The 22432-nt window shown below is 68.9% G+C and carries 18 protein-coding genes; 7 read left to right on the forward strand and 11 right to left on the reverse strand.

Translation table 11 applies throughout. The annotated features are described in order from the left end of the window. Positions 1-10: 10 nt before the first annotated feature. Positions 11-1459 (forward strand): APC family permease, encoded by a 1449-nt coding sequence (locus tag ABIC25_RS06910; protein ID WP_239399997.1) that lies wholly within the window; start codon positions 11-13, stop codon positions 1457-1459. A gap of 67 nt (positions 1460-1526) precedes the next feature. On the opposite strand, the gene ABIC25_RS06915 is transcribed toward ABIC25_RS06910, so the two are convergent. The 3 genes from ABIC25_RS06915 to mshA all read right to left on the reverse strand — a co-directional run bounded on the left by ABIC25_RS06915 (position 1527) and on the right by mshA (position 5201). Next, entirely contained in the window at positions 1527-3134 is a 1608-nt protein-coding gene (locus ABIC25_RS06915; RefSeq protein ID WP_354560589.1) for an AMP-binding protein, read from the reverse strand. A gap of 81 nt (positions 3135-3215) precedes the next feature. After that, positions 3216-3830 carry a type III secretion system chaperone family protein gene (locus ABIC25_RS06920; protein WP_004020514.1) on the reverse strand — a complete coding sequence of 205 codons (615 nt, stop codon included), beginning with the start codon at positions 3828-3830 and terminating at the stop codon, positions 3216-3218. A gap of 21 nt (positions 3831-3851) precedes the next feature. Then, positions 3852-5201, reverse strand: coding sequence for a D-inositol-3-phosphate glycosyltransferase (gene mshA, locus ABIC25_RS06925; RefSeq protein ID WP_101820229.1), 1350 nt, complete (start codon positions 5199-5201; stop codon positions 3852-3854). A 127-nt stretch (positions 5202-5328) separates the two neighbouring features. Between mshA and ABIC25_RS06930 the strand changes: the two genes are divergently transcribed. Genes ABIC25_RS06930 through ABIC25_RS06940 form a run of 3 tightly spaced genes read left to right on the forward strand, consistent with a single transcriptional unit; the run spans position 5329 to position 8020 of the window. Continuing rightward, positions 5329-6300, forward strand: a complete 972-nt coding sequence (locus ABIC25_RS06930; protein WP_354560591.1) for a metal ABC transporter solute-binding protein, Zn/Mn family — start codon at positions 5329-5331, stop codon at positions 6298-6300. After that, positions 6297-7154: a metal ABC transporter ATP-binding protein gene (locus ABIC25_RS06935; protein WP_354560593.1), complete on the forward strand. Its 858-nt coding sequence runs from the start codon at positions 6297-6299 to the stop codon at positions 7152-7154. The genes ABIC25_RS06930 and ABIC25_RS06935 overlap by 4 nt, the downstream gene beginning before the upstream one ends. After that, positions 7151-8020, forward strand: coding sequence for a metal ABC transporter permease (locus tag ABIC25_RS06940; RefSeq protein ID WP_033205332.1), 870 nt, complete (start codon positions 7151-7153; stop codon positions 8018-8020). The genes ABIC25_RS06935 and ABIC25_RS06940 overlap by 4 nt, the downstream gene beginning before the upstream one ends. 27 nt (positions 8021-8047) lie before the next feature. Here ABIC25_RS06940 and ABIC25_RS06945 read toward each other — a convergent pair whose 3' ends face one another. Next, complete coding sequence (locus ABIC25_RS06945) at positions 8048-8593, reverse strand: DUF2599 domain-containing protein (RefSeq protein ID WP_239400009.1); 546 nt, start codon at positions 8591-8593, stop codon at positions 8048-8050. A 13-nt stretch (positions 8594-8606) separates the two neighbouring features. On the opposite strand from ABIC25_RS06945, the gene ABIC25_RS06950 reads away from it, so the two are divergent. Continuing rightward, on the forward strand, positions 8607-9755 hold the full coding sequence (locus tag ABIC25_RS06950) for a beta-mannosidase (RefSeq protein ID WP_354560595.1): 1149 nt from the start codon (positions 8607-8609) through the stop codon (positions 9753-9755). Positions 9756-9768: 13 nt separating this feature from the next. Here the strand turns inward: ABIC25_RS06950 and ABIC25_RS06955 are convergent, their stop codons facing one another. Genes ABIC25_RS06955 through ABIC25_RS06970 form a run of 4 tightly spaced genes read right to left on the reverse strand, consistent with a single transcriptional unit; the run spans position 9769 to position 16560 of the window. Further along, the gene (locus ABIC25_RS06955) at positions 9769-11424 is read right to left on the reverse strand and encodes a glycosyltransferase family 39 protein (protein WP_354560597.1); all 1656 of its coding nucleotides are present in this window, start codon (positions 11422-11424) and stop codon (positions 9769-9771) included. Next, the gene (locus ABIC25_RS06960) at positions 11421-12989 is read right to left on the reverse strand and encodes a glycosyltransferase (RefSeq protein WP_004020887.1); all 1569 of its coding nucleotides are present in this window, start codon (positions 12987-12989) and stop codon (positions 11421-11423) included. The genes ABIC25_RS06955 and ABIC25_RS06960 overlap by 4 nt, the downstream gene beginning before the upstream one ends. Next, positions 12986-14593 carry a hypothetical protein gene (locus tag ABIC25_RS06965; protein WP_354560598.1) on the reverse strand — a complete coding sequence of 536 codons (1608 nt, stop codon included), beginning with the start codon at positions 14591-14593 and terminating at the stop codon, positions 12986-12988. Before ABIC25_RS06965 ends, ABIC25_RS06960 begins: the two co-directional genes overlap by 4 nt. Positions 14594-14598: 5 nt before the next feature. Beyond that, a complete protein-coding gene (locus tag ABIC25_RS06970) occupies positions 14599-16560 on the reverse strand; it encodes a hypothetical protein (RefSeq protein ID WP_354560599.1) in 1962 nt (653 codons plus the stop codon). A 245-nt stretch (positions 16561-16805) separates the two neighbouring features. Between ABIC25_RS06970 and ABIC25_RS06975 the strand changes: the two genes are divergently transcribed. Next, entirely contained in the window at positions 16806-17609 is an 804-nt protein-coding gene (locus tag ABIC25_RS06975) for an alpha/beta fold hydrolase (RefSeq protein WP_239400019.1), read from the forward strand. 3 nt (positions 17610-17612) lie between these two features. Here ABIC25_RS06975 and ABIC25_RS06980 read toward each other — a convergent pair whose 3' ends face one another. Then, positions 17613-19160: a carboxylesterase/lipase family protein gene (locus ABIC25_RS06980; protein WP_354560601.1), complete on the reverse strand. Its 1548-nt coding sequence runs from the start codon at positions 19158-19160 to the stop codon at positions 17613-17615. Between the two features lie 100 nt (positions 19161-19260). Here ABIC25_RS06980 and ABIC25_RS06985 point away from each other — a divergent pair, with 100 nt between their 5' ends. Beyond that, the gene (locus ABIC25_RS06985) at positions 19261-20019 is read left to right on the forward strand and encodes a LamB/YcsF family protein (RefSeq protein WP_354560602.1); all 759 of its coding nucleotides are present in this window, start codon (positions 19261-19263) and stop codon (positions 20017-20019) included. 16 nt (positions 20020-20035) lie between these two features. Here ABIC25_RS06985 and rlmB read toward each other — a convergent pair whose 3' ends face one another. Next, positions 20036-20986, reverse strand: coding sequence for a 23S rRNA (guanosine(2251)-2'-O)-methyltransferase RlmB (gene rlmB / locus ABIC25_RS06990; protein ID WP_004020893.1), 951 nt, complete (start codon positions 20984-20986; stop codon positions 20036-20038). Further along, positions 20986-22377, reverse strand: a complete 1392-nt coding sequence (gene cysS / locus ABIC25_RS06995; protein ID WP_354560604.1) for a cysteine--tRNA ligase — start codon at positions 22375-22377, stop codon at positions 20986-20988. The genes rlmB and cysS overlap by 1 nt, the downstream gene beginning before the upstream one ends. Positions 22378-22432 lie beyond the last annotated feature (55 nt).

A 22432-nucleotide genomic window follows, 5' to 3' on the forward strand; every position in this document is an offset into this window, starting at 1 on the left:
GCGTGAGCGCATGACAGCCAGTACAGACGCCGGCGCGACCGGCCAGAATGCGGAGAAGCAGCCCGAGCTCAAACGCGTGTTGGGCTGGAAGCTGTTGTTGCTGTTCATCATCGGCGACATCCTGGGCACCGGCGTCTACGCGCTCACCGGTCAGGTCGCCGGCGAGGTCGGCGGCGCGGCCTGGTTGCCGTTCCTGATCGCCTTCGCGGTGGCGACGCTGACGGCGTTCTCCTACCTGGAGCTGGTGACGAAGTATCCCCAGGCCGCCGGCGCCGCGCTGTACGTACACAAGGCATTCGGCGTCCACTTCATCACGTTCATCGTGCTGTTCACCGTCATGTGTTCGGGCATCACGTCGGCGACCACCGCATCCCGCGCATTCGCGGTGAACATGCTGGCCGCCTTCAGCGGCGACAAGCCCGATGCCACGAGTCCGGCACTGTTCGCCATCGCCATCGGATTCCTGCTGTTGGTCATGTTCATCAACTTCCGCGGCGTCGCTGAAGGTGTGGGCACCAACGTGGTCCTGACCCTCGTCGAGCTGACCGGCCTGCTCCTGGTGCTGTTCATCGGCTACTGGTTCATCGTGGGCGGCAACGCCGATCACTGGGATGCGGTGGTGGCCTTCGAGAGTCCCGACGACAAGAACGTCTTCATCGCGGTCACCGCGGCGACGTCCCTGGCGTTCTTCGCCCTGGTCGGGTTCGAGGACTCGGTGAACATGGCCGAGGAGTGCAAGGAACCCACCCGGATCTTCCCGAAGGTCATGCTGAGCGGCCTCGGCATCACCGCGGTCGTCTACGTGCTCATCGCGATCTGCGCCGTGGCGATCGTCCCGGTCGGCGTCCTCGCCGAGAGCGAGACCCCGCTGGTCGACGTCGTGCAGACCGCGGCCCCGGACTTCCCGATGTCGGACCTGCTCCCCTGGATCTCGATGTTCGCCGTCGCCAACACCGCGCTCATCAACATGATGATGGCCAGCCGGTTGCTGTACGGCATGGCCAAGCAGGGCGTGCTCCCGAAGTTCCTCGCCTATGTGCACCCGGGGCGCCGGACGCCCTTCGCCGCCATCGTCTTCACCACCGTCATCGCGCTGTGCCTGCTCACCTACGTCAGCGCCGATCCCGAGGGTTCGATCGTCGGCCTGCTCGGCGGCACCACCGCACTGTTGCTGCTCGCGGTGTTCACCGTCGTCAACGTGTCGGTTCTGGTGCTGCGCAAGGACAAGGTGGGGCACAAGCACTTCCGCACCTACACACCCATCGCGGTCCTCGGCGCGGTCACCTGCGGCTACCTGACGTTGCCGATCACCGGACGTGACCCCGAGCAGTACGTCGTCGCCGGCTGGCTGCTGCTCCTCGGCATCGTCCTGTGGGCCCTCACCTACTGGTGGAACAAGCGCTCGGGAACTGCCGCCACCTCGGCGTATGACGACATCCCGCCGCACGAGATCCCCTGAGCACAGAAGAGTATGACGTTGTGCCCGGATTCCGGGCACAACGTCATACGGGTGTCACGAGCCGGAACTACTTCCGGAGGTCCTTGCGCAGGATCTTGCCCGAGGCCGACTTCGGGATCGCCTCGATGAACTCCACCGCACGAACCTTCTTGTGCGGGGCGACCTTCGACGCCACGAACTCGATGACCTCCTCGGCGGAGATGTCGGCATCGGGCTGACGCACCACGAACGCCTTCGGGATCTCCTCACCGGACTCCGCCTCGATGACGCCGATGACCGCCGCGTCGGCGATCTTGTCGTTGGTCAGCAACAGCGCCTCGAGCTCGGCCGGCGGCACCTGGTAGCCCTTGTACTTGATCAGTTCCTTGAGCCGGTCGACGATGTAGACGCAACAGGTCGGATCGACCTGCGCCATGTCACCGGTGTGCAGGTAACCGTCGGCGTCGATGGTGTCGGCGGTCGCCTGCTCGTTGTTCAGATAACCCAGCATCACGTTGGGGCCCTTCACCCACAGCTCGCCGGGTTCGGACAACCCTTCGCTCGGCAGCTCGATCTCCGCGCCCGAGGCCGGGTCGACGATCTTGTTCTCCGAGTTCGGCACCGCCCAGCCCGTGGAGGACAGCGGCGGATCCTGCTGCCCCAGCAGACCCGGGGTGTCGGCCGGGATGATGTGGCTGACCGGTGACAACTCGCTCATGCCGTAGCCCTGCAGCATGTGCAGGTCCAGACGCTTGGCCACCGCCTGACCCAGCTCGTCATCCAGCGGTGCGGCCCCCGACATCATCGTGTGCAGCGAGGACAGGTCGTAGTTGTCGATGATCGGGTGCTTGGCCAGCGCCACCGCCACCGGCGGGGCGATGTAGGCCATCGTCACCTTGTGGTTCTGGATGTTCTCCAGGAACTCGACCAGATCGAAGCGCGGCATGATCACCAGCGACGCCCGGTTGTAGAGGGCGGCGTTGAGCAGCACCGTCATGCCGTAGATGTGGAAGAACGGCAGCACCGCGATCACCACGTCGTCCGCGCCCATGCCCTGCAGCGGACGGATCTGGGCGACGTTGGCGACGAGGTTGCGGTGCGAGAGCGCCACACCCTTCGGGTTGCCGGTCGTCCCCGACGAATACGGCAGCACCGCCACATGCGTCGACGGATCGAACGACACCTCCGGCGCGGACAGTCCCGCCCCCAACAGATCGGCGGCGTTCGGATGCCCCGAGGCGTCCTGACCCTCGCCGTCGAGGACGATCAGATCCGCATCCGCCAGCCCGACCTCGGCGGCGGCGGCCTTGGCCTGCTCCAGCATCGGCGAGATCGTCACCAGCATCTTCGCGCCCGAATCCCGCAGCTGCTTGGCGATCTCGGGCCCGGTGAACAGCGCGTTGATCGTCGTCGCGGTGCCGCCGGCCCGCAAGATGCCGTGGAAGACCGTCGCGAACGCCGGGATGTTGGGCGACAGGATGCCCACCACATCACCCACACCGATCCCCCGCGACGCCAACGCACCCGCCGCCGCATCGATCTGCGAGATCAACTGCGCATACGTCGTCGTCGCCCCCGACTTCGGATCGACCAGAGCGGTGCGTCCCAGATCCTCCTCGGCCACCGCACCGAACAGGAACTCGAACACGCTCACGTCGGGGATCTCGACGTCAGGGAACGGACTCGTGAAGCTCATGACACCTCCATTGGGGAATTTCTCGCCCGCATCGTATCAACGACTATTGACACGATGTGACGTGGACCTCTCGCGACGAGTCTACGATTCGTCCGATTTCGACCCGACGTCAGTCGCCTGGTCTGCACCCTCGACGACCGACTCGCCGGGCACGTAGCGGCCTTCCAGCGGCGCCCCGGCCTCCGGCAGGGACTCCTTGTCGATCAGGTGCTCGAACGCGAGCAGGTTGCGCAGGGACTCACCGCGCGACACCCGCCACGCCCACTCGCGCCGGATCGAGGTGAGGAAGCCGAGTTCGAGCAGGGTGTTGAAGTCGCCGTCGGCGGCCTCGAGGACCTGACCCAGAATGCGATCGACCTCGCCGGAACTCAACGCATCGGCGGAGATCCGACCCACCAGGTAGATGTCACCGGTGTTGTCGATGGTGTAGGCGACGCCGTACAGCCGGCGATTGCGCTTCAGCAGGTGTTTGTAGACCCCGGCGTGGTTCTCGTCGGGCCGACGACAGACGAAGGCCTCCACTCGGACACCGTGCTCGCTCGCCGTCAGCAGCACGGTGGTCTTGAGTTTGCGTTCGCCGGGCAACTCGACGACCACATGGTCGACGTCGGCGCCGCCGCCGCTCTTGCGTGTGAAGGCGATCTCGTTCTCGCCCAGCGTCTTCTCGAGCAGGTCGACGACCTCGGTGCGGCTCACGGCATCCTCTCTTCGGTGAATTCAGACGGTCACCCGGTTGCGCCGGCGCCGCCAGCGGCGTCGGACGCGAGCCGCAGCCGTCGCCGACGGGTCGGGCGACTCCGGACTCCGGTGGGCGGCGAAGGACCGCATGGCGCGGCCATAACTCTCCAGCAGCTGATCCACCGTGTGTTCCCACGAGAACTGCTCGGCGTGGGAACGGGCGTTGTGGCCGAGCTCGACGAGACGTTCGGGTTGCGCGAGGAGTTTCTCGAGCGCGTTCGTCCAGTCGCCGACCCCGTGCCCGTTGACGAGGACGCCGGTCCGGCCGTCGTCGACGGCCACGCCGAGACCGCCGACATTCGCGGCGATGACGGGCGTCCCGCATGCCTGCGCCTCGATCGCGACCAGCCCGAAGCTCTCCGAATGACTCGGCACCGCAACGACATCCGACGCCCGGTAGACCTGCACCAGACGATCCGCCGGCTGCGGTGGCAGGAAGGTCACCGCATCGGCGATGCCGAGTTCGGCGACCTGGTCCATCAGTGCGGTGGGTCGTTGCAGGCCCGACCCCGACGGTCCGCCGACGATGAGCAGTCGCAGCTTTCGGCCGGACTCGGCGGACTCGCGGATGAGCGGCGCGGCAGCGGCCACGAGGAGATCCGGGGCCTTGAGCGGCTGGATGCGCCCGACGAACGTCACGATCATCTCGTCGGGATCGAGGCCGAGTGCCGCGCGCGCCGCCGAGGCGGATCCCGGTGTGTAGCAGTCCAGATCGGCGCCCGGAGTCACGACATCGATGCGGTCGGCGGCGGCGCCGTACATCGACAGCAGTTCGGCCGCCTCGGTCTGCGTGTTCGCGACCAGCCGATCGGCCTCGCCGACGACCTGCTGCTCCCCGATCACGCGGAGCTGGGGCTCGGCCGTGTCGCCCTCGGCCAATGACGCGTTCTTGACCGCGGCGAGGGTGTGCGCGGTGTGTACCAGTGGAACCCCCCACCGGTCGCGGGCGAGCCAGCCCACCTGGCCGGAGAGCCAGTAGTGCGAGTGGATCACGTCGTAGTGGCCGGGCGCCTGGGCCGCCTCGGCGCGGAGCACCCCGGCTGTGAACGCGCACAGCTGGGCGGGCAGGTCGCGCTTGTCGAGGCCCTCGAACGGTCCGGCGACCACATTGCGCACCGTGACCCCCGGCGCGGCGGCGACCGACGGCGCGTCGGCCGAGGACGTCGCGCGCGTGAAGATCTCGACCTCGACCCCTCGACGGGCCAGCCGGGTCGCCGTCTGCCACACGTAGACGTTCATTCCCCCCGCGTCCCCGGTACCCGGTTGCGCCAGCGGCGAGGTGTGCACGGAGATCAGCGCGACACGCCGCGGGAACGGGCTGGAGGTCATGGTCTCCACCATAGAGAAACGCCGCATCGGGTGACGCGTCCCCCGGCGCGCGGACACCCTGCACGCCCGCCGGCGCGATCACCTAGACTGTTTTCGGTAACGATTGTCATTTGCGTAAAGGTTGTCGATGAAGAAATCCCTGCTGGCCGCGGCCGGCGTGCTGTCTGCCGCCGCCCTGGTGCTGTCCGCCTGCTCAAGCGATTCCGGCGGGTCCGACGGCCCGCCGACCGTCGTCGCCTCCACGAACGTGTGGGGCTCGGTGGCGACGGCCGTCGCCGGGGACAAGGCCCAGGTCACGGCGCTGTACAACAACGCAGACGGCGACCCCCATGAGTTCGAGCCGTCCGCCGCCGACACCGCGACCATCGCCGACGCCGACATCCTCGTGTTCAACGGCGGCCACTACGACTCCTACATGGAAGAGGCCGCGGCCAACTCCGACGCGACCGCGGTCGACGCGTTCGGCCTGCTCGGGGGCGACGAGCACGCCGAGGCCGACCACGCCGAAGGTGACCACTCCGACGGTGCCCACTCCGACGGCGCCCACGACCACTCGCACGACGACCAGAACGAGCACGTCTTCTACGACCTGCCGGTCGTCGCCCAGGTGGCCGACAAGGTGGCCGACGCCCTGGCCGAGCAGGACCCGGCCAACGCGGAGACCTATCGCGCCAACGCCGAGACCTTCACCACGGGCATCGACGGCCTGCGGGCGAAGCTCACCACGATCCGCGAGCAGCATGCGGGCACCGAGGTCGCGCAGACCGAGCCGCTCGCGGGTTACATGCTGACCGAGGCCGGACTCGTCGACATCGCGCCGGCCGGTTTCACCCAGGCCGTGGAAGAGGGCCAGTCGCCGGCGGCCGCGGACCGCGCAGCCCTCCAGGACATCCTCGCCGACCGCCGCGCGAAGGTGCTCATCTACAACACCCAGGCCGTGGATCCGGTGACGCAGGCGATGCTCGACGTCGCGGGTGCGGCGGGCGTCCCGGTCGTGAAGTTCACCGAGACCCTTCCCGACGGCGTCACGGACTACCTCGTCTGGCAGGGCGCCCAGATCGACGCGCTCACCGCGGCACTGGGTTCCGGTTCCAATTGAGCGGGGCAGACCACGATGACGCCGACCGGGGTGGATCGCAGACGGGCAGCCGGCCCGTGGTCGCGTTCACCGGCGCCCGACTCGCGTTCGGCGACCGGATCCTCTGGGACGACCTGAACCTGACCATCGAGCCCGGCGAATTCATCGCGGTCCTGGGGCCGAACGGTTCGGGAAAGACCTCGTTCCTGCGGGTCCTGCTGCGCCAGTACGCGCTCGACCGCGGCAGTGTCACCACCACCGACGCGGTCGGCTACATCCCGCAGCAGCACGCCGAGGACGACGCCGACCCGATGGCCATCCGCGGGCGCGACCTCGTCGGGTTCGGAGTCGACGGGGGTCGCTGGGGTGTGGGTCTGCGCGGACGGTCGCGTCGACGCGAACTCGTCGACCGCGCTCTGCGCGCGGTGGATGCGCTGCCGTACGCCGATGCGCCGCTCGGCGTCCTCTCCGGCGGTGAGCAGCAGCGGCTGCGGGTCGCACAGGCGGTGGTGAGCGATCCCGGACTGCTCCTGTGCGACGAACCGCTCGCCAGCCTCGACCCCACCAACCAGCAGGTGGTCGTCGAACTCATCGACCGCCGGCGCCGGGAGGCGGGGACGGCCGTGGTCTTCGTGACCCACGAGATCAACCCGATCCTCCCCTACGTCGACCGCGTCCTGTACCTGGTCGACGGCCGGTTCCGCATCGGCGAGCCGCACGAGGTGATGACGACGGAGACACTGAGCGAGCTCTACGGCAGCGATGTCGAGGTGCTCCGCGTCAACGGCCGCCTCGTCGTGATCGGCGGCGAGGACGCCCATCACTGTGCCGCGGAGACGGGTTCGGGTGTCGCGCGCTCGGGAGGTCCGGCGTGAGCATCACCTACACCGCCGCGGATCGCTCGTTGAGCGACCTCTGGGACTTCTCCACCACCGTCGACCTGCTGGGTTACGACTTCATGCAGCAGGCGCTGCTCGCGATGGTGCTGCTCGGCCTCCTCGGTGGCCTGCTGGGTCCCCTGATCGTCGCGCGGCAGATGTCGTTCGCGGTGCACGGTGCCAGCGAGCTGTCGGTGACCGGCGCCGCGGCGGCCCTGCTGATCGGGTTCAGCGTGAACCTCGGCGGTGTCATCGGTGCGGTCATCGCCGCGGCGGTGTTCGGCTTCCTCGGCAACAAGGCGCGGGAGCGCGACTCGGTGATCGGCGTCGTCATGGCGTTCGGCCTCGGCATCGGCGTGCTGTTCCTGGCCCTGTACGGCCGGATCGGCACCGGCTTCGCTTTGCTGACCGGGCAGGTCGTCAGCGTGGGCATCAACGGCCTCGTCGCGATCGCCATCACGACCGGCATCGTCGTCGTCGTGCTGGCCCTGATCTACCGGCCGCTGCTGTTCGCCTCGACCGACCCCCGTGTCGCACAGGCGCAGGGCGTACCCATCCGGACGCTGTCCGTGGTGTTCGCGATCATCATGGGCCTCGCGGCCGCACAGGGCGTGCAGATCATCGGCGCGCTGCTGGTGATGTCGCTGATGATCACCCCCGGCGCCGCGGCCGCGCGCGTCACGTCGAATCCGACGCGCACGCTGGTGCTGTCGGTCGTGTTCGCCGAAGTCGCGGCGGTGGGCGGGTTGCTGATGTCGCTGGCCCCCAAACTGCCGGTGTCGGTGTTCGTCACGATCATCTCGTTCGCGATCTACGTCGTGTGCCGGATCATCGGCAACCGCCGCGTGCATCGCACGCGCTGAGTCACGGCGTGCATCGCACGCGCTGAGTCACTCCTCGGCGAAGCCGGGATTGCAACCGGCGCCGACCATGTCCTCCTCGGCGACGACGGGGCGGCCGGGTTCCAGGTTCCAGCTGGGCTTTTCCGGTTCGACGAGGCGCGCGAACCGCCAGTGGCAGTCGAATTGGGCCTGCATGCCGGGGGTGTCGGCGGTGGGATCGAGCGCGACGACCTCCGCCCACGCCGCGGTCATCGCGCCGGGCTCGGTGGTGTAACGCCCCGAGTTCGTGGGGAACACCGAGAGGCTCGGGCCGACTGCGGTGTCGGTCCATTCGGTTCGCTCGATGTAAGGCGGGCGGTAGACGATCGCCGGCGCGCTCTCGGTGGGCGAGTACGGGCCCGAGGAATACGGGGTGGGCGACGGACTCGTCGTGCTCGCGCCGGCCGTGCTCGTCCCCTGCGGTCCGGACTCGGCGGCGTCGGTGCCGCAGGCCGACAGGACCGCGACGACGGCCAGCGCGCCGGCGGCGGCCCGCCACGACCTGGGCGCTGCGCCCGCCACTCCCGTACCCGCCCTGTGAAACCCGGTCGACATACCGACACCTTAGGTGACGGGTAGCCTGCTCCTTGTGGTCCACCGACGCACGACGAAGCGGGCGCTCGCGGTGCTGCTGACCGCGATCGTCGTCGCCCTGCTGTGCCTTGCCGGGTGTGCGCGCACACCCGATCCGGGACCTCCCCGGTCGACCCAGTCGCACCGGGCCTCGGCCACCCCGGACGGTCTGATGCTCGACGGGAAGCCGTGGTGGCCCTCCGGTTTCAACGCCTACCAGCTCAGCACCGACTGGTCGGTCAACCGCGGTTGCGGCGCCCAGGTCGACGCGGACGGATACTTCGCCAAACTCCCGCCCCGAGCACTCACCCGCTTCAACCTGTACTCGGTGTTCGCCGTCGACAAGCGCAGCGGACTGCTCGACTTCGGTCCGATCGACCGCGTCTTCGCGGCCGCGGCCCGGCACCGGCAGATGGTGCTGCCGGTGCTCACCGGCGGGTCGGGCGACTGTGAGGACGAGCGGTTCAAGGAGCGCGACTTCTACGTCGACGGCTGGCGCACCGACGAGCGGGTCGGCGGATTGTCCTACGCGGAGTGGATCGAGATCGCGGTGACGCGGTGGCACGACGAGCCGTCGATCGCCGGCTGGGAACTGGTCGGGGAACCCGAGGCCAGCGAATGCGGCGCCACCTCCTGCGACTGGCGCTACCGCACCTGCCCTGCCGACGCCACGGCCGTGCTGAGATCGTTCTTCGACCAGGCCGGTGCCCACCTCCGCGACTTCGACGCGGACCGCCCGATCTTCTCGGGTCTGGTGGGCGGCGACCAGTGCGGTCTCGCGGGCCCCGGGTTCACCGCGGTCGGGCGTTCGGCCGGTCTGGACGTGCTCGACTTCCACGACTACCGTTCCGACGTCGATCCCGAATCGGGGCCCGCGGGCAGCAATCTGCGCGCACGACTGGAGCAGGCTCGCGAACTCGGTAAACCACTCGTGGTCAACGAGATCGGGATCCACGCCGGCTCATGTGGCTCCGTCGCGAGCCGGGCCCAGCAGTTCGAGACCATCATCGCGCGACACCGCGCCGCCGGGGTCGCCGGCGCACTGCTGTGGTCCTTCGTGCCGGATCCGCGCGGGACGGAGTGCACCTACGACATCGGACCGAACGACCCGGCATGGAACGTGGTGCGCGAGAACGCCTCCTGACCGGGACTGTCCGTCACACGAGCCGGTACAGGCGCCAGTCCGGCAGGTCCGCACCCTGATTGCGGGCCTCGAGTTCGAGCACGGCGATCTGGGCACCGTTCTCGTAGACGGTCGGATAGCGCTCGTTGATGGCGTCGGCGAGACCTCGCCCCTCCCGGGGAACGGTCAGGAGGTAGCGCACTCCGCCGCCGACCGGGTCGTTGAGCAACTGGGTGAAGTCACTGTCCGACGGGATGACGAACTGGCGCGGCCGGGTGGACTGGACCACCACCGCGAAGCCGTACACGGTGTCGCACAGGACGGCGCCGTCCGGCAGATCCAGATCGTCGAGATACTGCGCCAGCGCACGCTCGGTGGAGAAGGACCGCACAATCCGCTGTTCGTCGAGGTACTTCTGGTCCACCGACTCCGGCTGCGGGTCGACCACCGAGCCGAGAGCGAACTCCTGCGGCGCGTACTTCGGCGAGGTCATCCCGATGGCGGTGACCGGGATCGCGGTGGCCACCACCACGATCACGATCGTCGCGGCGATCTTGTTACTCCAACGCGAGGCATAGGGGCGTGCCGGCAGAATGTCAGAATGCCCGCCCTCGCGACGCATCGGAACCTGCTTCCGCAGGGGCACAGCCAAGAGGGCGATGACCGCGGCGAGCAGGACCACGGTCATGTAGAACCGAAGGAAGCCGAACGTCGAGCCGCGTGAGTAACCAAAAACCTGAAACGCCAGAACTGCCACGATCAGCAGCGCGGGCAACATCGCCGCAAGCCGACGACGTCGGGCACGGACTCCGATGACTCCGAGAATGAGTATCGGAAGCAGTGGTGCGAGGATGAAGAGTTCGGTGAGGGAGAACCTGAGCGCGTCCCCGGCCGTCGACGACCCGCTACCACCGGATTGGGCGATGATGGCGGCGTTGCCGTACTCGGAGGTGAACTGGGCGAAGGCGTCTCCGGTGATGAGCCATCCCGCCGCAGCCCAGGCCAGGAAGGCGAGCGCGCTCGGCGCCACGACCAACGTGATGTCGAGCAGCGTGCGCGGCACCCGTTTTCGGTGGTCGTGCCGCCGATAGGTCACCCAGCCGACGACGAAGGCCGCGGCCAGTGCGGCGGCACCGCCGTCGTAGCGGGTGAGGTAGGACAGCCCGAGTGCGATACCGGCGACCACGAGTTCGTGGACGTCGTCGGAGGACACCCAGCGGATCAGGCGACGCGACGCCCAGGCCAGGAAGAACAGGTAGGGCGCCTCGCTCATCCCGTTGGCGGCGTAGAGGACGATCATCGGGTTGATGGCGTAGAACACCGTGAACGTGCCTGCGACAAGGGGTCTCAGGCCCGCATCACGCGCGATCCCCGACACCTGGACCACCGAACCCGCCATGAAGGCCGAGGACATGATCACCGCCGAGAGCGCCTGCGTCGTCATCTCGGGGATCCACGGGGTCAGCGCGGTCAGCGGCAGCTGGACGATCGCGGTGAGCGGGGTGAAGATGAAACCGATCGCGGCGAGATGCGGTGTCCGGCTGAACAACACGCTCTGTGCCGACTGGACGCGCGACAGCGCGTCGCCGAAGAACAGCTGCACCTCGCTGGCGAGGTAGACCCCGATCACGAGGTACGGAATCCACGTCGCGAGGAAGATGAGCACCCCGGGCGGGACGCGGCGGGTCACGTGGCCTCTCCGGTCTTCTGGGGGTCATCGTCCGCCGGCTCCGCCGCGCTGCTGGTCGACAGACCGTGAAAGGTCTTCTCCCAGTACGACGGATTCACCAGGATCTGCCACATACCCTTGATGGCGGCGACGCTCATCATCACCCAGTACGCCGGGATGAGCAGCGCCGAGAGCAGGAGTTCGCTCCGGTCGTCCTCCCGGATCGCGATGAGGTTCATGTAGATCGCCGCCCCGTTGCCCAGGAGCATCGAGATGAGCGCCAGATAGTAGATCGGCCCGGGGAACAGCTCGGCGACGACCGGCGGTTGTCCGCCGATCCACAGCGCCAGGATGAGCCAGAACACCATGTTGAGACAGGCGATGACGGGTGTGCCGGCGATCAGCAGGGTGAACCGCACGAAGGCGACGGGTCCGAGGATGTGCCACAGCTTGACCGGATGACGCATGTGGACGAGCCACGTCTGCATGTAGCCCTTGTACCAACGGGAGCGCTGACGAATCCAGTTGATGGCGTCGACATTCGCCTCCTCCATCGTGACCGAGTCGAGCACGAGGGTGCGGTAGCCGTGGTCGGCGATGCGGACACCGAGATCGGCGTCCTCGGTCACGTTGTACGGATCCCAGGCGCCGATCGTGTCGAGGACATCCCGCCGGAAGTGATTGGACGTGCCGCCCAGGGGAATCGGCGCCCGGCTGACCATCATGCCCGGCAACAGGAAGCCGAACCAGATCCCGTAGTCGGCGGTGAACCACTCGGTCAGCATGTTGTCGCGAACGTTGTGGAAGCTCAGCTTTCCCTGGACGCAGACCACCGAGTCGTCACCGGAGTTGTTGAGTACGTAGACCGCCCGGCGCAACTGCAGTGGGTCCGGTTTGTCCTCGGCGTCGAAGATGGTGACGATGTCGCCGGTTGCGAAGTGCATGCCGTAGTTGCAGGCCTTCGGCTTCGTCCGGGGTTGGGCAGGTGGTGTCAGGACGACGGTGACTATCCCGTTGTCCTCCACCCCGCGTGCCGCTTCGATCGTCGGCTCGTCGTCCTCCTCGAGGAGCAACAGGACCTGCAACTTGTCCCGCGGATACTCGATCGTCTCCATCGCGGCCACCAGCTGGCCGACCACCTCGGGTTCGCCGTAGGCCGGGACGAAGACGGTGTAGGCGGGCAGCTCGTCGTCGGGGATGGAACGGGCTTCGTCGTCGGAGACCCGGATGGCGCCGTTGACCAGTCCGCGCCGGAAGATCACCAGGCGGTCGGCGAGGGTGACCACGTATCCGACGGTCGCGATCGACACGAGGGTCGCGCACGTCCCGACCGGCTCGAGCACCATCGCAACGGCGATGATGCCGAGCAGTGTGAATCCGATGATCTTCTGAATCCGGCTGAAGGCCACCGACGCCGACATGTCCTCGTCGGCGTTGCGCAACCGGTTGACGGCGTCTTCGAGGGCCTGAGCGCGATAGACCGGGTCGGCGAGCAGCTCGGGCACCGGCCGCGTCGGTCGCGTACTGCGTGCGACTCCCGGTGCGTCGGCGTCGGCATCGCGTGAACCCGCCTCCTCGATGGTCACGAGGCGCCCCCCTGGCCGGCGCCGAGTTGGGCCCGGATGAGCGCGCCGCCGAGTCCGACGAGCAGCGCCCGGTCCTTCAGCTGAGGGTCGGTGTCCAGCAGCACCGAGTCGCCGCGCAACAAGATGGTCATCAGCGAGTTCATGTTTGCCAGGATCGTGATGCGCGGCTCCGGGAAATAGGCTTCCGGTTCGTGGTTGTCGACCGCCCACAACATGATCTGCTGCGTTCGGTTGCCGTTGTTCCACCGCCACGACACCACCGTGTACGTGAGATAGCGCTTGTCGTCGACGATGCTCCACAGCCTCCCGCGCACCCCGTTGGACAGCTCCACCTCGATCGGGATGCTGGTCCGATCCTCGGAGAGGTCGTATCGGAAGATGTCCTGGTAGACGTCGAGAACCAGTGGTCGCCGACTGTCCACGCTGTCGACGACGACACGTCGGGGGCGGGCGAACTTGTCGTACGCCCGGTCGCCGCGGGTCTGCACCAGGACCTGCCGGATCAGCACGGAGCCCGGGCCGTACAGTCGCGACACCCAGCCGTAGACGCCGAAGGACTCCTGGCGCCACCCCGCCGGGACCACGAGCGGAGATCCGATGCCCAGCTGCGCATACCGGTTGCTCTGGTAGTTGCTCCCTACCGGCGGAACCGGGTTGAGGGCCAACAGGATCGCCGCGAGCAGCACCACCAGGCCGGGACGACCCACGAACGCGACCTTGGGTGGGGTGATCTGCCCGGCCACCGGTGGAGACCACTTCCGCCCGCCGCGGCGCCGATAGTCGACGAGCATGAACACCGACGTCGCGAACGCCGCGATCAGCGCGGGAAACGGCACCACGACGCTGCGGGGCGCGCCGAGCGCGTCGAACAGGAACAGCGCGATCAGGCCGACGGCGCCGGCCAGCAGCGCAGCCAGTACTTTGCGCTGCCATGTCCGGCCCACGGCGATGGCGGTGGCGGCCACCGCCATCAGGACCACGACGAAGCCGGCGGCGAGCGACGTGCCGCCCAGTAGCAGCACCACCGCGCGGACCGGGGGCGGAAAGATGAGCAGGAGCAGCAGCCACGCCCACCGGTAGCGACCCACCGGCCGCAGTCCGAACAGCATGATCGCGGCGCCGAGGACGAACAGCCACAGGGCCAGCAGGTCCATGTGGGTCGTGAGGTACGCGCGCGCATAGCGCGGATTGACCAGGTACTTCATCGCCAGCGCCAGGATCAGCACCACGATGCCCACGATGACGTCGGTCTGCCGGTCGTAGATCGGCAGTTCGTCGACGTCGCGCCACGACACGCCGATGACGGCCACAAGGGACAGGACGATCAGCACCGGGACGTAGAGGATCAGCGTCTGCGCCATCAGTTCGTCGACGACCGCGATGATGGTGTTCCAGAATCCGAGTGCCGTGCACCCGATCAGGAACAGCCATCTGGCAGCGACCAGATACTCCGGGTGGTCGACGAACACCTGATTCGGCGTCTCCGGTTTGCGTCGGGTGAGGACTCCGACGATCGCGTCGACCGCCCTCGCCGACGCACCCGGTCCCGCGGCCGGGACCGCGTCCGGGGGCTGGGCCGTGGTCGTCGCAGACGCCTCGGGCACGGCGATCAGCCCTCGGCGGTCCGGTGCCGGCGGCGGCGCAGGACCAGCGTCGCAGCGACGGCGGCCACCACCACGATGCCCACCCCGACCACGGCGAACGCCACCCACGTCGTGCCGCCTGCCGATGATTCCGAGTCCTGCGCGTTGTCGTCGACCACCAGGACCGGTTCCTGACCGGACACCTGCAGGAGGGCGTCCCCGTTCAGTGACGGCCAGCGGTCGGGGTCGGCGGCCAGCCAGTCGAGCAGGGCATCGAGGTCGGCGGCGTCCCGGGTCGAGGTCGCGACGAGGACGGTACGTCCGGCGTCGCGCGCCACCTGTAGTGAGCCGAAACGCACGGTCGGCGAGAGCAGGACCTCGGCGCGCTGACCGTCGGGATTGAGCACCGAGACCGTGCCGCCGTCGGCGGTCACCGGGAGCGAGAGGTCGGGCAGTCCCTCGCCGTCGGCCGCGATGACGACGGCCGGCGCGGACGAGGACATCGCGTCGTCGAGCGGCACCACGTCGACGCCGAGGCGCACCGCCGACAGTCGCTGCAGGCCGGACATGAGCGCCACGGCGCGGGCCACGTCATCGACGTCACCGGTCGTCCAGGCCAGCGAGTTGCGCGGCATCAGGGCCTGCGGCAGCGACGCGAACCCGGACGGCGTCGGCGGGTCGGCGACCTCGGATCGCACCTCGCCGGAGGAATCCAGGCTCAGCGAGCTACGCACTCCCGTTCCGCATTGTTCGCCGACGTCGCCGTGGTTGTAGGTGACGGTGACCTCGGTGTACCGCGTCAGCAGGTCGGCGGGTACGTCGACCCATGCGTCATAGCTGCCGGAGGCATCCGCGGGCCAGGACGCGATCACCCGGTCACCGATCGACACCGCGATCTGACCACCCATCGGGGTGTAGGTGCCCTTCAACTGCATCCGGATGTTCTTGGACGGCCGTCCCAGGCGGGTCTGGTCGATCCCGAACGAGATGGTCGGCCAGCCCGTCGCGGAGACGCGCTGGTCTCCGACGCCCAGTTCGGCCAGTGTGGTCACCTCGGGCGCGAGTTGCGGTGCGGCAAAGGGCGGTCCGGCGACCGCCGCGGAGCTGACGGCGATCGACGACAGATCGGAGGTGAGGAAGTCGACCTGGGTGGCGAGTTCGTCCTCGTTGCCGCCGATACGCAACACCGGCCAGCCGGCACCCGGGCCCAGGCTCAGGCCGTCGGGGAGATCCGAGTTGATGACCACCTGTCGTTCGAGCGGCTCGATCTCCTCGGTGGGTGCGGCGACACCGCGGGGCAGCGAGCCGGTCTCGATCTCCACCGTCGCCGCACCGTAATTCGCGACCACCGCGGTGGCGAGCGAGACCGCGGCCGCGCCCTCGGCGGGCCGGACGTCGGCGGGCACGAAGATGGTCAGCTTGCGCAGGACCGGCGGCAGGAACTCGGCGACGCTGTTCGGCTCGGCCTCCCGGCCGCCGTAGGTGACCGTGGCGTTCTGGATGCGCAGGCCCGAGTCGGGATCGAACAGGCATGAGCCCGCGGTGCGCAGATAGGTCCGTAGCACGATGTCAGCGGCGTTGCGCTCCACGCGCACTCCGCGCAACGACAGCGAGATCGGCGAGTTCACAGTCGGATTGATCGGTGTTCGGGAGATCAACCGGTCGTCCTGCAGCACGTCGATGTTCCCACCGGTGACGAACGCGGGATACTGCGTGACACCACGCAACTCGGTCGGCGTCAGATTCGGTGGGACGGCCAGCGACAGGCTCACCTCGCCCTGCTGACCGGGGAACGCGATGGTCGACGACGAGCCGAGATCCCGAAGGCTCAGCGGCGCAGGCGGATCACCGGGCGCCGCGTCGGCTTGCGGGGCCGTCCACGCCCCCACCGATGCGACACCGGCCAGCAACAGGCCGGCCAGCAGTACCGCCGGCCCGCGACGTCGCGCCGCGTGCCCGCGCGCGCGGAATCTCCAGGACACGTGCATATGTCACCCTCCGAGTGACCCCCGTTGCCCGACCCAGTACCACCCCGTAGAAACCTATCGCACCGGACGGGGTGGCACATATTTTCGCGCGACCGCGCTCCCGATCCCCACGTCGCGCGCTCGGGCCGGTGGGTGCATCCGATGGATCGATGCCGTTTCGATTCGCGAACGACGCCACGAACCGCCACCCGACTCTGGGACCATGTCCTGCAGGTCGAGGAGTCCGGCGAACTCGAGGGAGCGCGATGCGACAGGTTCACGCCGGCGAACACGTCGACGGCGGCGTCTACGTCGACATCGCCGACGCGACGATCTGGCACTTCACCGCGGGCGAGGCGTACGGCCCGCCGACGGTGCTGCTCCACGGCCTGTTCGCCTCGGCGTCCTCGTGGGGAACCCAGATCCCCGCGTTCCTCGACGCCGGCCGGCAGTTGTTCGTGCCCGAACGGCCCGGTCACGGTCACAGCCCCGACCTCCCGGGCGACTTCAGCATCGAGCGGATCGTCGAACGCACGATCGTCTATCTCGAGAGTGTCGTGGGCCGACCGGCTCATCTGGTGGGATGGGCCGACGGCGCCGCGGTCGCGTTGCTCGTCGCCCGCGAGCGGCCGGACCTGGTCGCGCGGCTGGTCGTCGTCGGCGGTTACCTCAACGCCGCAGGCCGGACCGCCGACGCCTTCATCGACCAGGTCACGCGGCGCGATCCGGTCACGATGGACTACCTGCGGATCTACTACGACACCACATCACCCGACGGCCCCGAGCACTTCGACACGGTCTTCGACAAGGCGGCCCGGATGCTGACGACAGAACCGGAATGTGACGTCGCCGGGTTTGCGGGGGTCGAGGTGCCCACGCTCGTGGTGGTCGCCGACCGCGGTCTCGTCCGCCTCGAACACGCGCTGGAACTCGCCCGGACGTTGCCGCGCGGACGGCTGGCGGTCATCCCGGGCACCCACATCCTGCCGGTGGAGTCGCCCGAGTTGTTCAACCCGCTCGTCCTGTCGTTCCTCGCCGCCGACCCGCCGTCGGTGTGGGAGTTCGGGTGACCCTCAGGCCGGCGAGTGCACGCGGTACCACGCCTGGCGGCGCAGGGTGTCCGGGTCGGCCTCGACGTGGTCGGGGTCGTCGAGGACGAGGACCTTGCGGTCTGTCGTGGTGTAGGCGGGCCAGCCGAACCCCGGATCGCCGGTGCGGGCGAATCCGCCCCACCGCGTCTGGACGTTCTTCGTGACCCGCCCGGTGGCGGGCCAGTCCGCGAGGGCCAGACCCGCCCCCATCGGCGCCCGGTAGGCGCCGAAGACGCTGAACAGCTCGGTGGCGTGCGTGGCGCCGAAGCCCGTGGCCTCCAGCACCTTCGTCTGATAGTCGTAGCGGTACACGTAGGTCGGGGCCACCGTGCTGTGTCCGTCGGCGAAGGCGCTCATCGGCGCCCAGAAGATCGAGTCGCCGGCCAGCCGGATGCGGTCGCGGTCGCCGTCCTCGTAGTGCGAGGCGATCTCGCGCCGAACCTCGTCGTCTTCCACCCGCATCAGCGTGCGTTCGGCGTCGGGCAGGACGTTCCACAGTTTGGCGAACAGCTTGCCCTCGTCGCGGTTGCTGCCGATCACGAGCGGTACCGGCTGGGTCAGCCCGGACGCGGCGGCGGCCAGCGGCGACCGTGGCAGCAGATCACCGTCGACCACGGGCGCGAACGGGATCGCACCGCCGGCGGTCTTGGCGGCGAATCGCATCAGCCGGTTTCCCGCCGCCAGCAGCAGGGCCGGATTGGGCGAGGTGAGCAGGCGTTGCGCGTGGACGGTGTCGACCGGCGGTTCATCGCGCTCGAGCGAGGTCGCACGTCGTTCCGGGTCGCGCAACAGGCGGACGAATTCGTCCGCGTAGATCGTCGCGGCGTCCTGTTCGACGATCAGCTCCGGAGCGGGGCTCTGCGCGATCGCGTGGTGGTACAGCCCGGTCGTCGACGGTGCCGACAGCAGGGACAGCACCGACGTTCCCCCGGCGCTCTCGCCGAAGATGGTGACGTTCCCGGCGTCGCCGCCGAAGGCCTCGATGTTGTCCTGGACCCACTGCAGTGCCGCGATCTGGTCGCGGAGGCCGACGTTGGAGTCGAACGGTCGGTCGTCGGTGGCGAACTGGGCGAGATCGAGGAAGCCGAACGGACCGAATCGGTACTGGATCGTCACCACGACGACGTCCTGGGAACGGGCGAGGAAGGCGCCGTCGTAAAGCGGGGTGGCCGCCGTGCCGAGGATGAATGCGCCGCCGTGGATGAACACCATCACGGGCCGCGGTGCCGACGACGCGGTCTCGGGCGAATAGATGTTCAGCGTCAGGCAGTCCTCGGCCATCGGCGCGAACCTGCCCGGCGCGATGGCGGTGAACCGCTTCTCCTGGATGGCCGCCTTGGCCACCTTGGTGCAGTCGCGGACACCGGGCCAGTCGTGTGCGGGCTCCGGTGCACGGAACCGGCGGTGAGCCACCGGCGGTGCTGCGAACGGGATGCCTCGCCAGCTGATGGTCCCCTTGCGCAGCCGTTTCCCCCGGGCGCCCTCGACCACGCCGTTGCGGGTGGTCACCTTACTGTCGAGTAATGCCATACTCCCACCGTAGACGAAACGGGGACTCCGTCCACCGGGTCGCGTGGACACCCGTCGGCGGGCCGGCCCGGGCCGCCGACGCACCCCCTAAAATGCCCTCATGAGTTCCGCCGCGGCGCGCATCGACCTGAATGCCGACCTCGGCGAGGGCGTCGGCGACGACGCGGCGATGCTAGGCATCGTCACCAGCGCCAACGTGGCGTGCGGCTTCCACGCCGGCACCCCGGCCGACCTGCTCGCCACCTGCCGGGCCGCGGTCGCCGCGGGGGTCCGGATCGGCGCCCAGGTGTCCTACCCCGACCGCAGCGGCTTCGGGCGGCGGTTCATGGAGATGACGACCTCCGATCTCATCGCCGATCTCGTCTACCAGATCGGTGCGCTCGACGCGCTCGCCCGCTCGGTGGGAGGCGCCGTGACCTACGTGAAACCGCACGGCGCGCTGTACAACACGGTCGTCCACCACGCGCAGCAGGCCGACGCCGTGGTCACGGCGATCGCCGGCGTCGATGCCCGGCTGGCCGTCATGGGACTACCCGGATCGGAGGTGCTCGCACGGGCCCGACGTGCCGGCCTCGACACGATCACCGAGGCGTTCGCCGACCGCGCCTACACCCCGGAGGGCACTCTCGTACCACGCGGAACCCGGGGTGCCGTGCTCTCCGACAGCGACTGGATCGCCCGCCGGGTGGTCGAACTCGTCACGACCGGCCGGATCGGCGCGATCGACGGCACGCTGATCGACGTGGACGCCGCGTCGGTCTGTCTGCACGGCGACACCCCGGGCGCTGTCGAACACGCACAGGCGGTGCGCGCCGCCCTCACCGCGGCCGGGATCGAGATCGGCATCACACCGGCCTGACCGGCCTCGGGCGCTGCTACCGGCGTCGCTGGCGCGCGAACTCGGCGAGAACCACACCCGCGGCGACCGAGGCGTTCAGACTCTCGACGTCACCGGCCATCGGGATGGACAGGATCGAGTCGCAGCTCTCGCGGACGAGGCGGGACAACCCCTTGCCCTCCGACCCCACCACGATCACGGTGGGGCCACTGCCGTCGTAGTCGTCGAGCGTGACGTCGCCGTCCGCGTCGAGGCCGACGAGCTGCGCACCGGCGTCGGCCCAGTCCTTCAGCGTCCGTGTCAGGTTGGTGGCGCGGGCAACAGGTAGACGTGCCGCGGCACCGGCGCTGGTCCGCCACGCGACGGCCGTCACGCTCGCGCTGCGACGCGCCGGGATCACCACGCCGTGTCCGCCGAAGGCCGCGACCGACCGGATGACCGCGCCCAGGTTGCGCGGGTCGGTGATGTTGTCGAGGGCGACCAGCAGCGGCGGCGTGCCGCTCGCCTTGGCCTCGGCCATCAGGTCGTCGGGATGGGTGTACTGGTACTCCGGCACCTGCAGGGCGATACCCTGGTGCATCCCGTTGGTGGACAGGCGGTCCAGTTCGGGCTTGCCGACCTCGAGGATGGAGATCGCCGAGTCGCCGGCGATCTTGACCGCCTCGGCGACCCGCTCGTCGGGTTCGGAGTTGGTGGCGATGTACAGCGCGGTGGCCGGCACACCCGCCCGGAGGCACTCCACGACCGGATTGCGACCCAGGACGTACTCCGGGCCCTCGTCCCGCGCCCGTGCCCCACTGCGGCCGGCCGCCGACTTCGACGCCGCCTTCGCCCGCTTGTGGGCCGGATGATACGGCCGGTCAACGGCTTTCGGCGTCGCACCGCGAGCCTCGAGTCCGCGGCGGCGCTGGCCGCCCGAACCGACGGTCTGCCCCTTCTTGGTGCCGTCCTTGCGGATCGCGCCCTTACGCTTGGAATTGCCTGCCATCACGCCTCACCCTTCAGAGCCCATTGCGCACCGTCGGGGGTGTCGGTGACCTCGATGCCGGCCTCGGCCAGTCGATCCCGCACCGCATCCGCGGTCGCCCAGTCCTTGGCGGCGCGCGCGTCTGCCCGCCGCTGTAATTCCGCACGCACCAGGACGTCGAGCGCCGAGGTGGCCGCCGACTCGTCGGCCGCCCCCGCCCACCGATCGTCGAGGGGGTCGACGCCCAGGATGCCCATCATCGCGCGCACCGCGGAGGCCGCCGCGAGCGCGCCGGCGCCGTCGCCGGACTCGAGCGCGGTGTTGCCCTGCCGAACCACGTTGTGCACGACCGCGAGTGCTGCCGGGACGCCCAGATCGTCGTCGAGTGCGGCGGCGAACTCGGGATCGACGTCCCCGACGACCACCTCGCCCGCACGCGCGCCCACCCGTTCCACGAACGACTCGACGCGTCGGTAACCGGCGGCCGCCTCGGTGAGCGCACCCGGCGAGTACTCCAGCATGGAGCGGTAGTGCGCGCTGCCGAGGTAGTACCGCAGTTCGACGGCCCGGACACGCTGCAGCATCGCGGGGATCGACACCACGTTGCCCAGCGACTTGCTCATCTTCTCGCCGCCCATGGTCACCCAGCCGTTGTGTAACCAGTAGCGCGCGAACGGATCTCCCGCACCATGCGCCTGCGCGATCTCGTTCTCGTGATGCGGGAAGATGAGATCCATACCCCCGCAGTGGATGTCGAACTCCGCACCGAGAAGCGAGGTGGCCATCGCCGAACACTCGAGGTGCCAGCCGGGCCGGCCGGGTCCCCACGGTGTCGGCCAGGACGGCTCGTCGGGCTTGGCCGCCTTCCACAGGGTGAAGTCGCGAGGGTCACGCTTGCCGGTTCCCGCGCTCTCGCCCTGGTGCACGTCGTCGAGCCGGTGCCCGGACAGCGAGCCGTAGTCCGGCAGGCTCCGAACGTCGAAATACACGTTGCCGTCGGCGACGTAGGCGTGCCCACGCTCGATGAGCCGTTCCATGTACTCGACCATCTGGGTGACGAAGCCGGTCGCGCGGGGTTCCGCCGACGGGGCCAGCACACCCAGCGCACGGTAGGCGTCGTCGAAGGCGCGCTCGTGCGTCGCGGCCCACTCCCACCAGGGCCGGCCGGCGTCCGCGGCCTTGCGGAGGATCTTGTCGTCGATGTCGGTGACGTTGCGGACGAACAGGACGTCGAGCCCCTTGTGGGTCAGCCAGCGTCGGAGGATGTCGAAGGCGATGCCGCTGCGTACGTGACCGATGTGCGGCACACCCTGCACCGTCGCCCCGCACAGGTACACCGACGCCTGGCCTGGGTGCAGCGGCACGAAGTCGCGCACCTCTCGGGAATCGGTGTCATACAGGCGCAGGGTCACGACCGGCAATCCTACCGGACCCTGACCTGGCCACCGACGGCCCGAGCCGCGGGTG

The organism is Gordonia sp. PvP123, assembly GCF_040547295.1.
In the GTDB taxonomy this organism is placed as follows: Bacteria; Actinomycetota; Actinomycetes; order Mycobacteriales; family Mycobacteriaceae; genus Gordonia; species Gordonia terrae.

Excerpts from the sequence above, each read along its gene's own strand:
- ABIC25_RS06945 (WP_239400009.1), bottom strand. The coding sequence starts at position 8,593 with ATGTCGACCGGGTTTCACAGGGCGGGTACGGGAGTGGCGGGCGCAGCG.
- rlmB (WP_004020893.1), bottom strand. The coding sequence starts at position 20,986 with ATGGCAGGCAATTCCAAGCGTAAGGGCGCGATCCGCAAGGACGGCACC.
- ABIC25_RS06915 (WP_354560589.1), bottom strand. The coding sequence starts at position 3,134 with ATGAGCTTCACGAGTCCGTTCCCTGACGTCGAGATCCCCGACGTGAGC.
- ABIC25_RS06980 (WP_354560601.1), bottom strand. The coding sequence starts at position 19,160 with ATGGCATTACTCGACAGTAAGGTGACCACCCGCAACGGCGTGGTCGAG.
- ABIC25_RS06975 (WP_239400019.1), top strand. The coding sequence starts at position 16,806 with ATGCGACAGGTTCACGCCGGCGAACACGTCGACGGCGGCGTCTACGTC.
- ABIC25_RS06910 (WP_239399997.1), top strand. The coding sequence starts at position 11 with ATGACAGCCAGTACAGACGCCGGCGCGACCGGCCAGAATGCGGAGAAG.
- mshA (WP_101820229.1), bottom strand. The coding sequence starts at position 5,201 with ATGACCTCCAGCCCGTTCCCGCGGCGTGTCGCGCTGATCTCCGTGCAC.
- ABIC25_RS06930 (WP_354560591.1), top strand. The coding sequence starts at position 5,329 with ATGAAGAAATCCCTGCTGGCCGCGGCCGGCGTGCTGTCTGCCGCCGCC.
- ABIC25_RS06970 (WP_354560599.1), bottom strand. The coding sequence starts at position 16,560 with ATGCACGTGTCCTGGAGATTCCGCGCGCGCGGGCACGCGGCGCGACGT.
- ABIC25_RS06985 (WP_354560602.1), top strand. The coding sequence starts at position 19,261 with ATGAGTTCCGCCGCGGCGCGCATCGACCTGAATGCCGACCTCGGCGAG.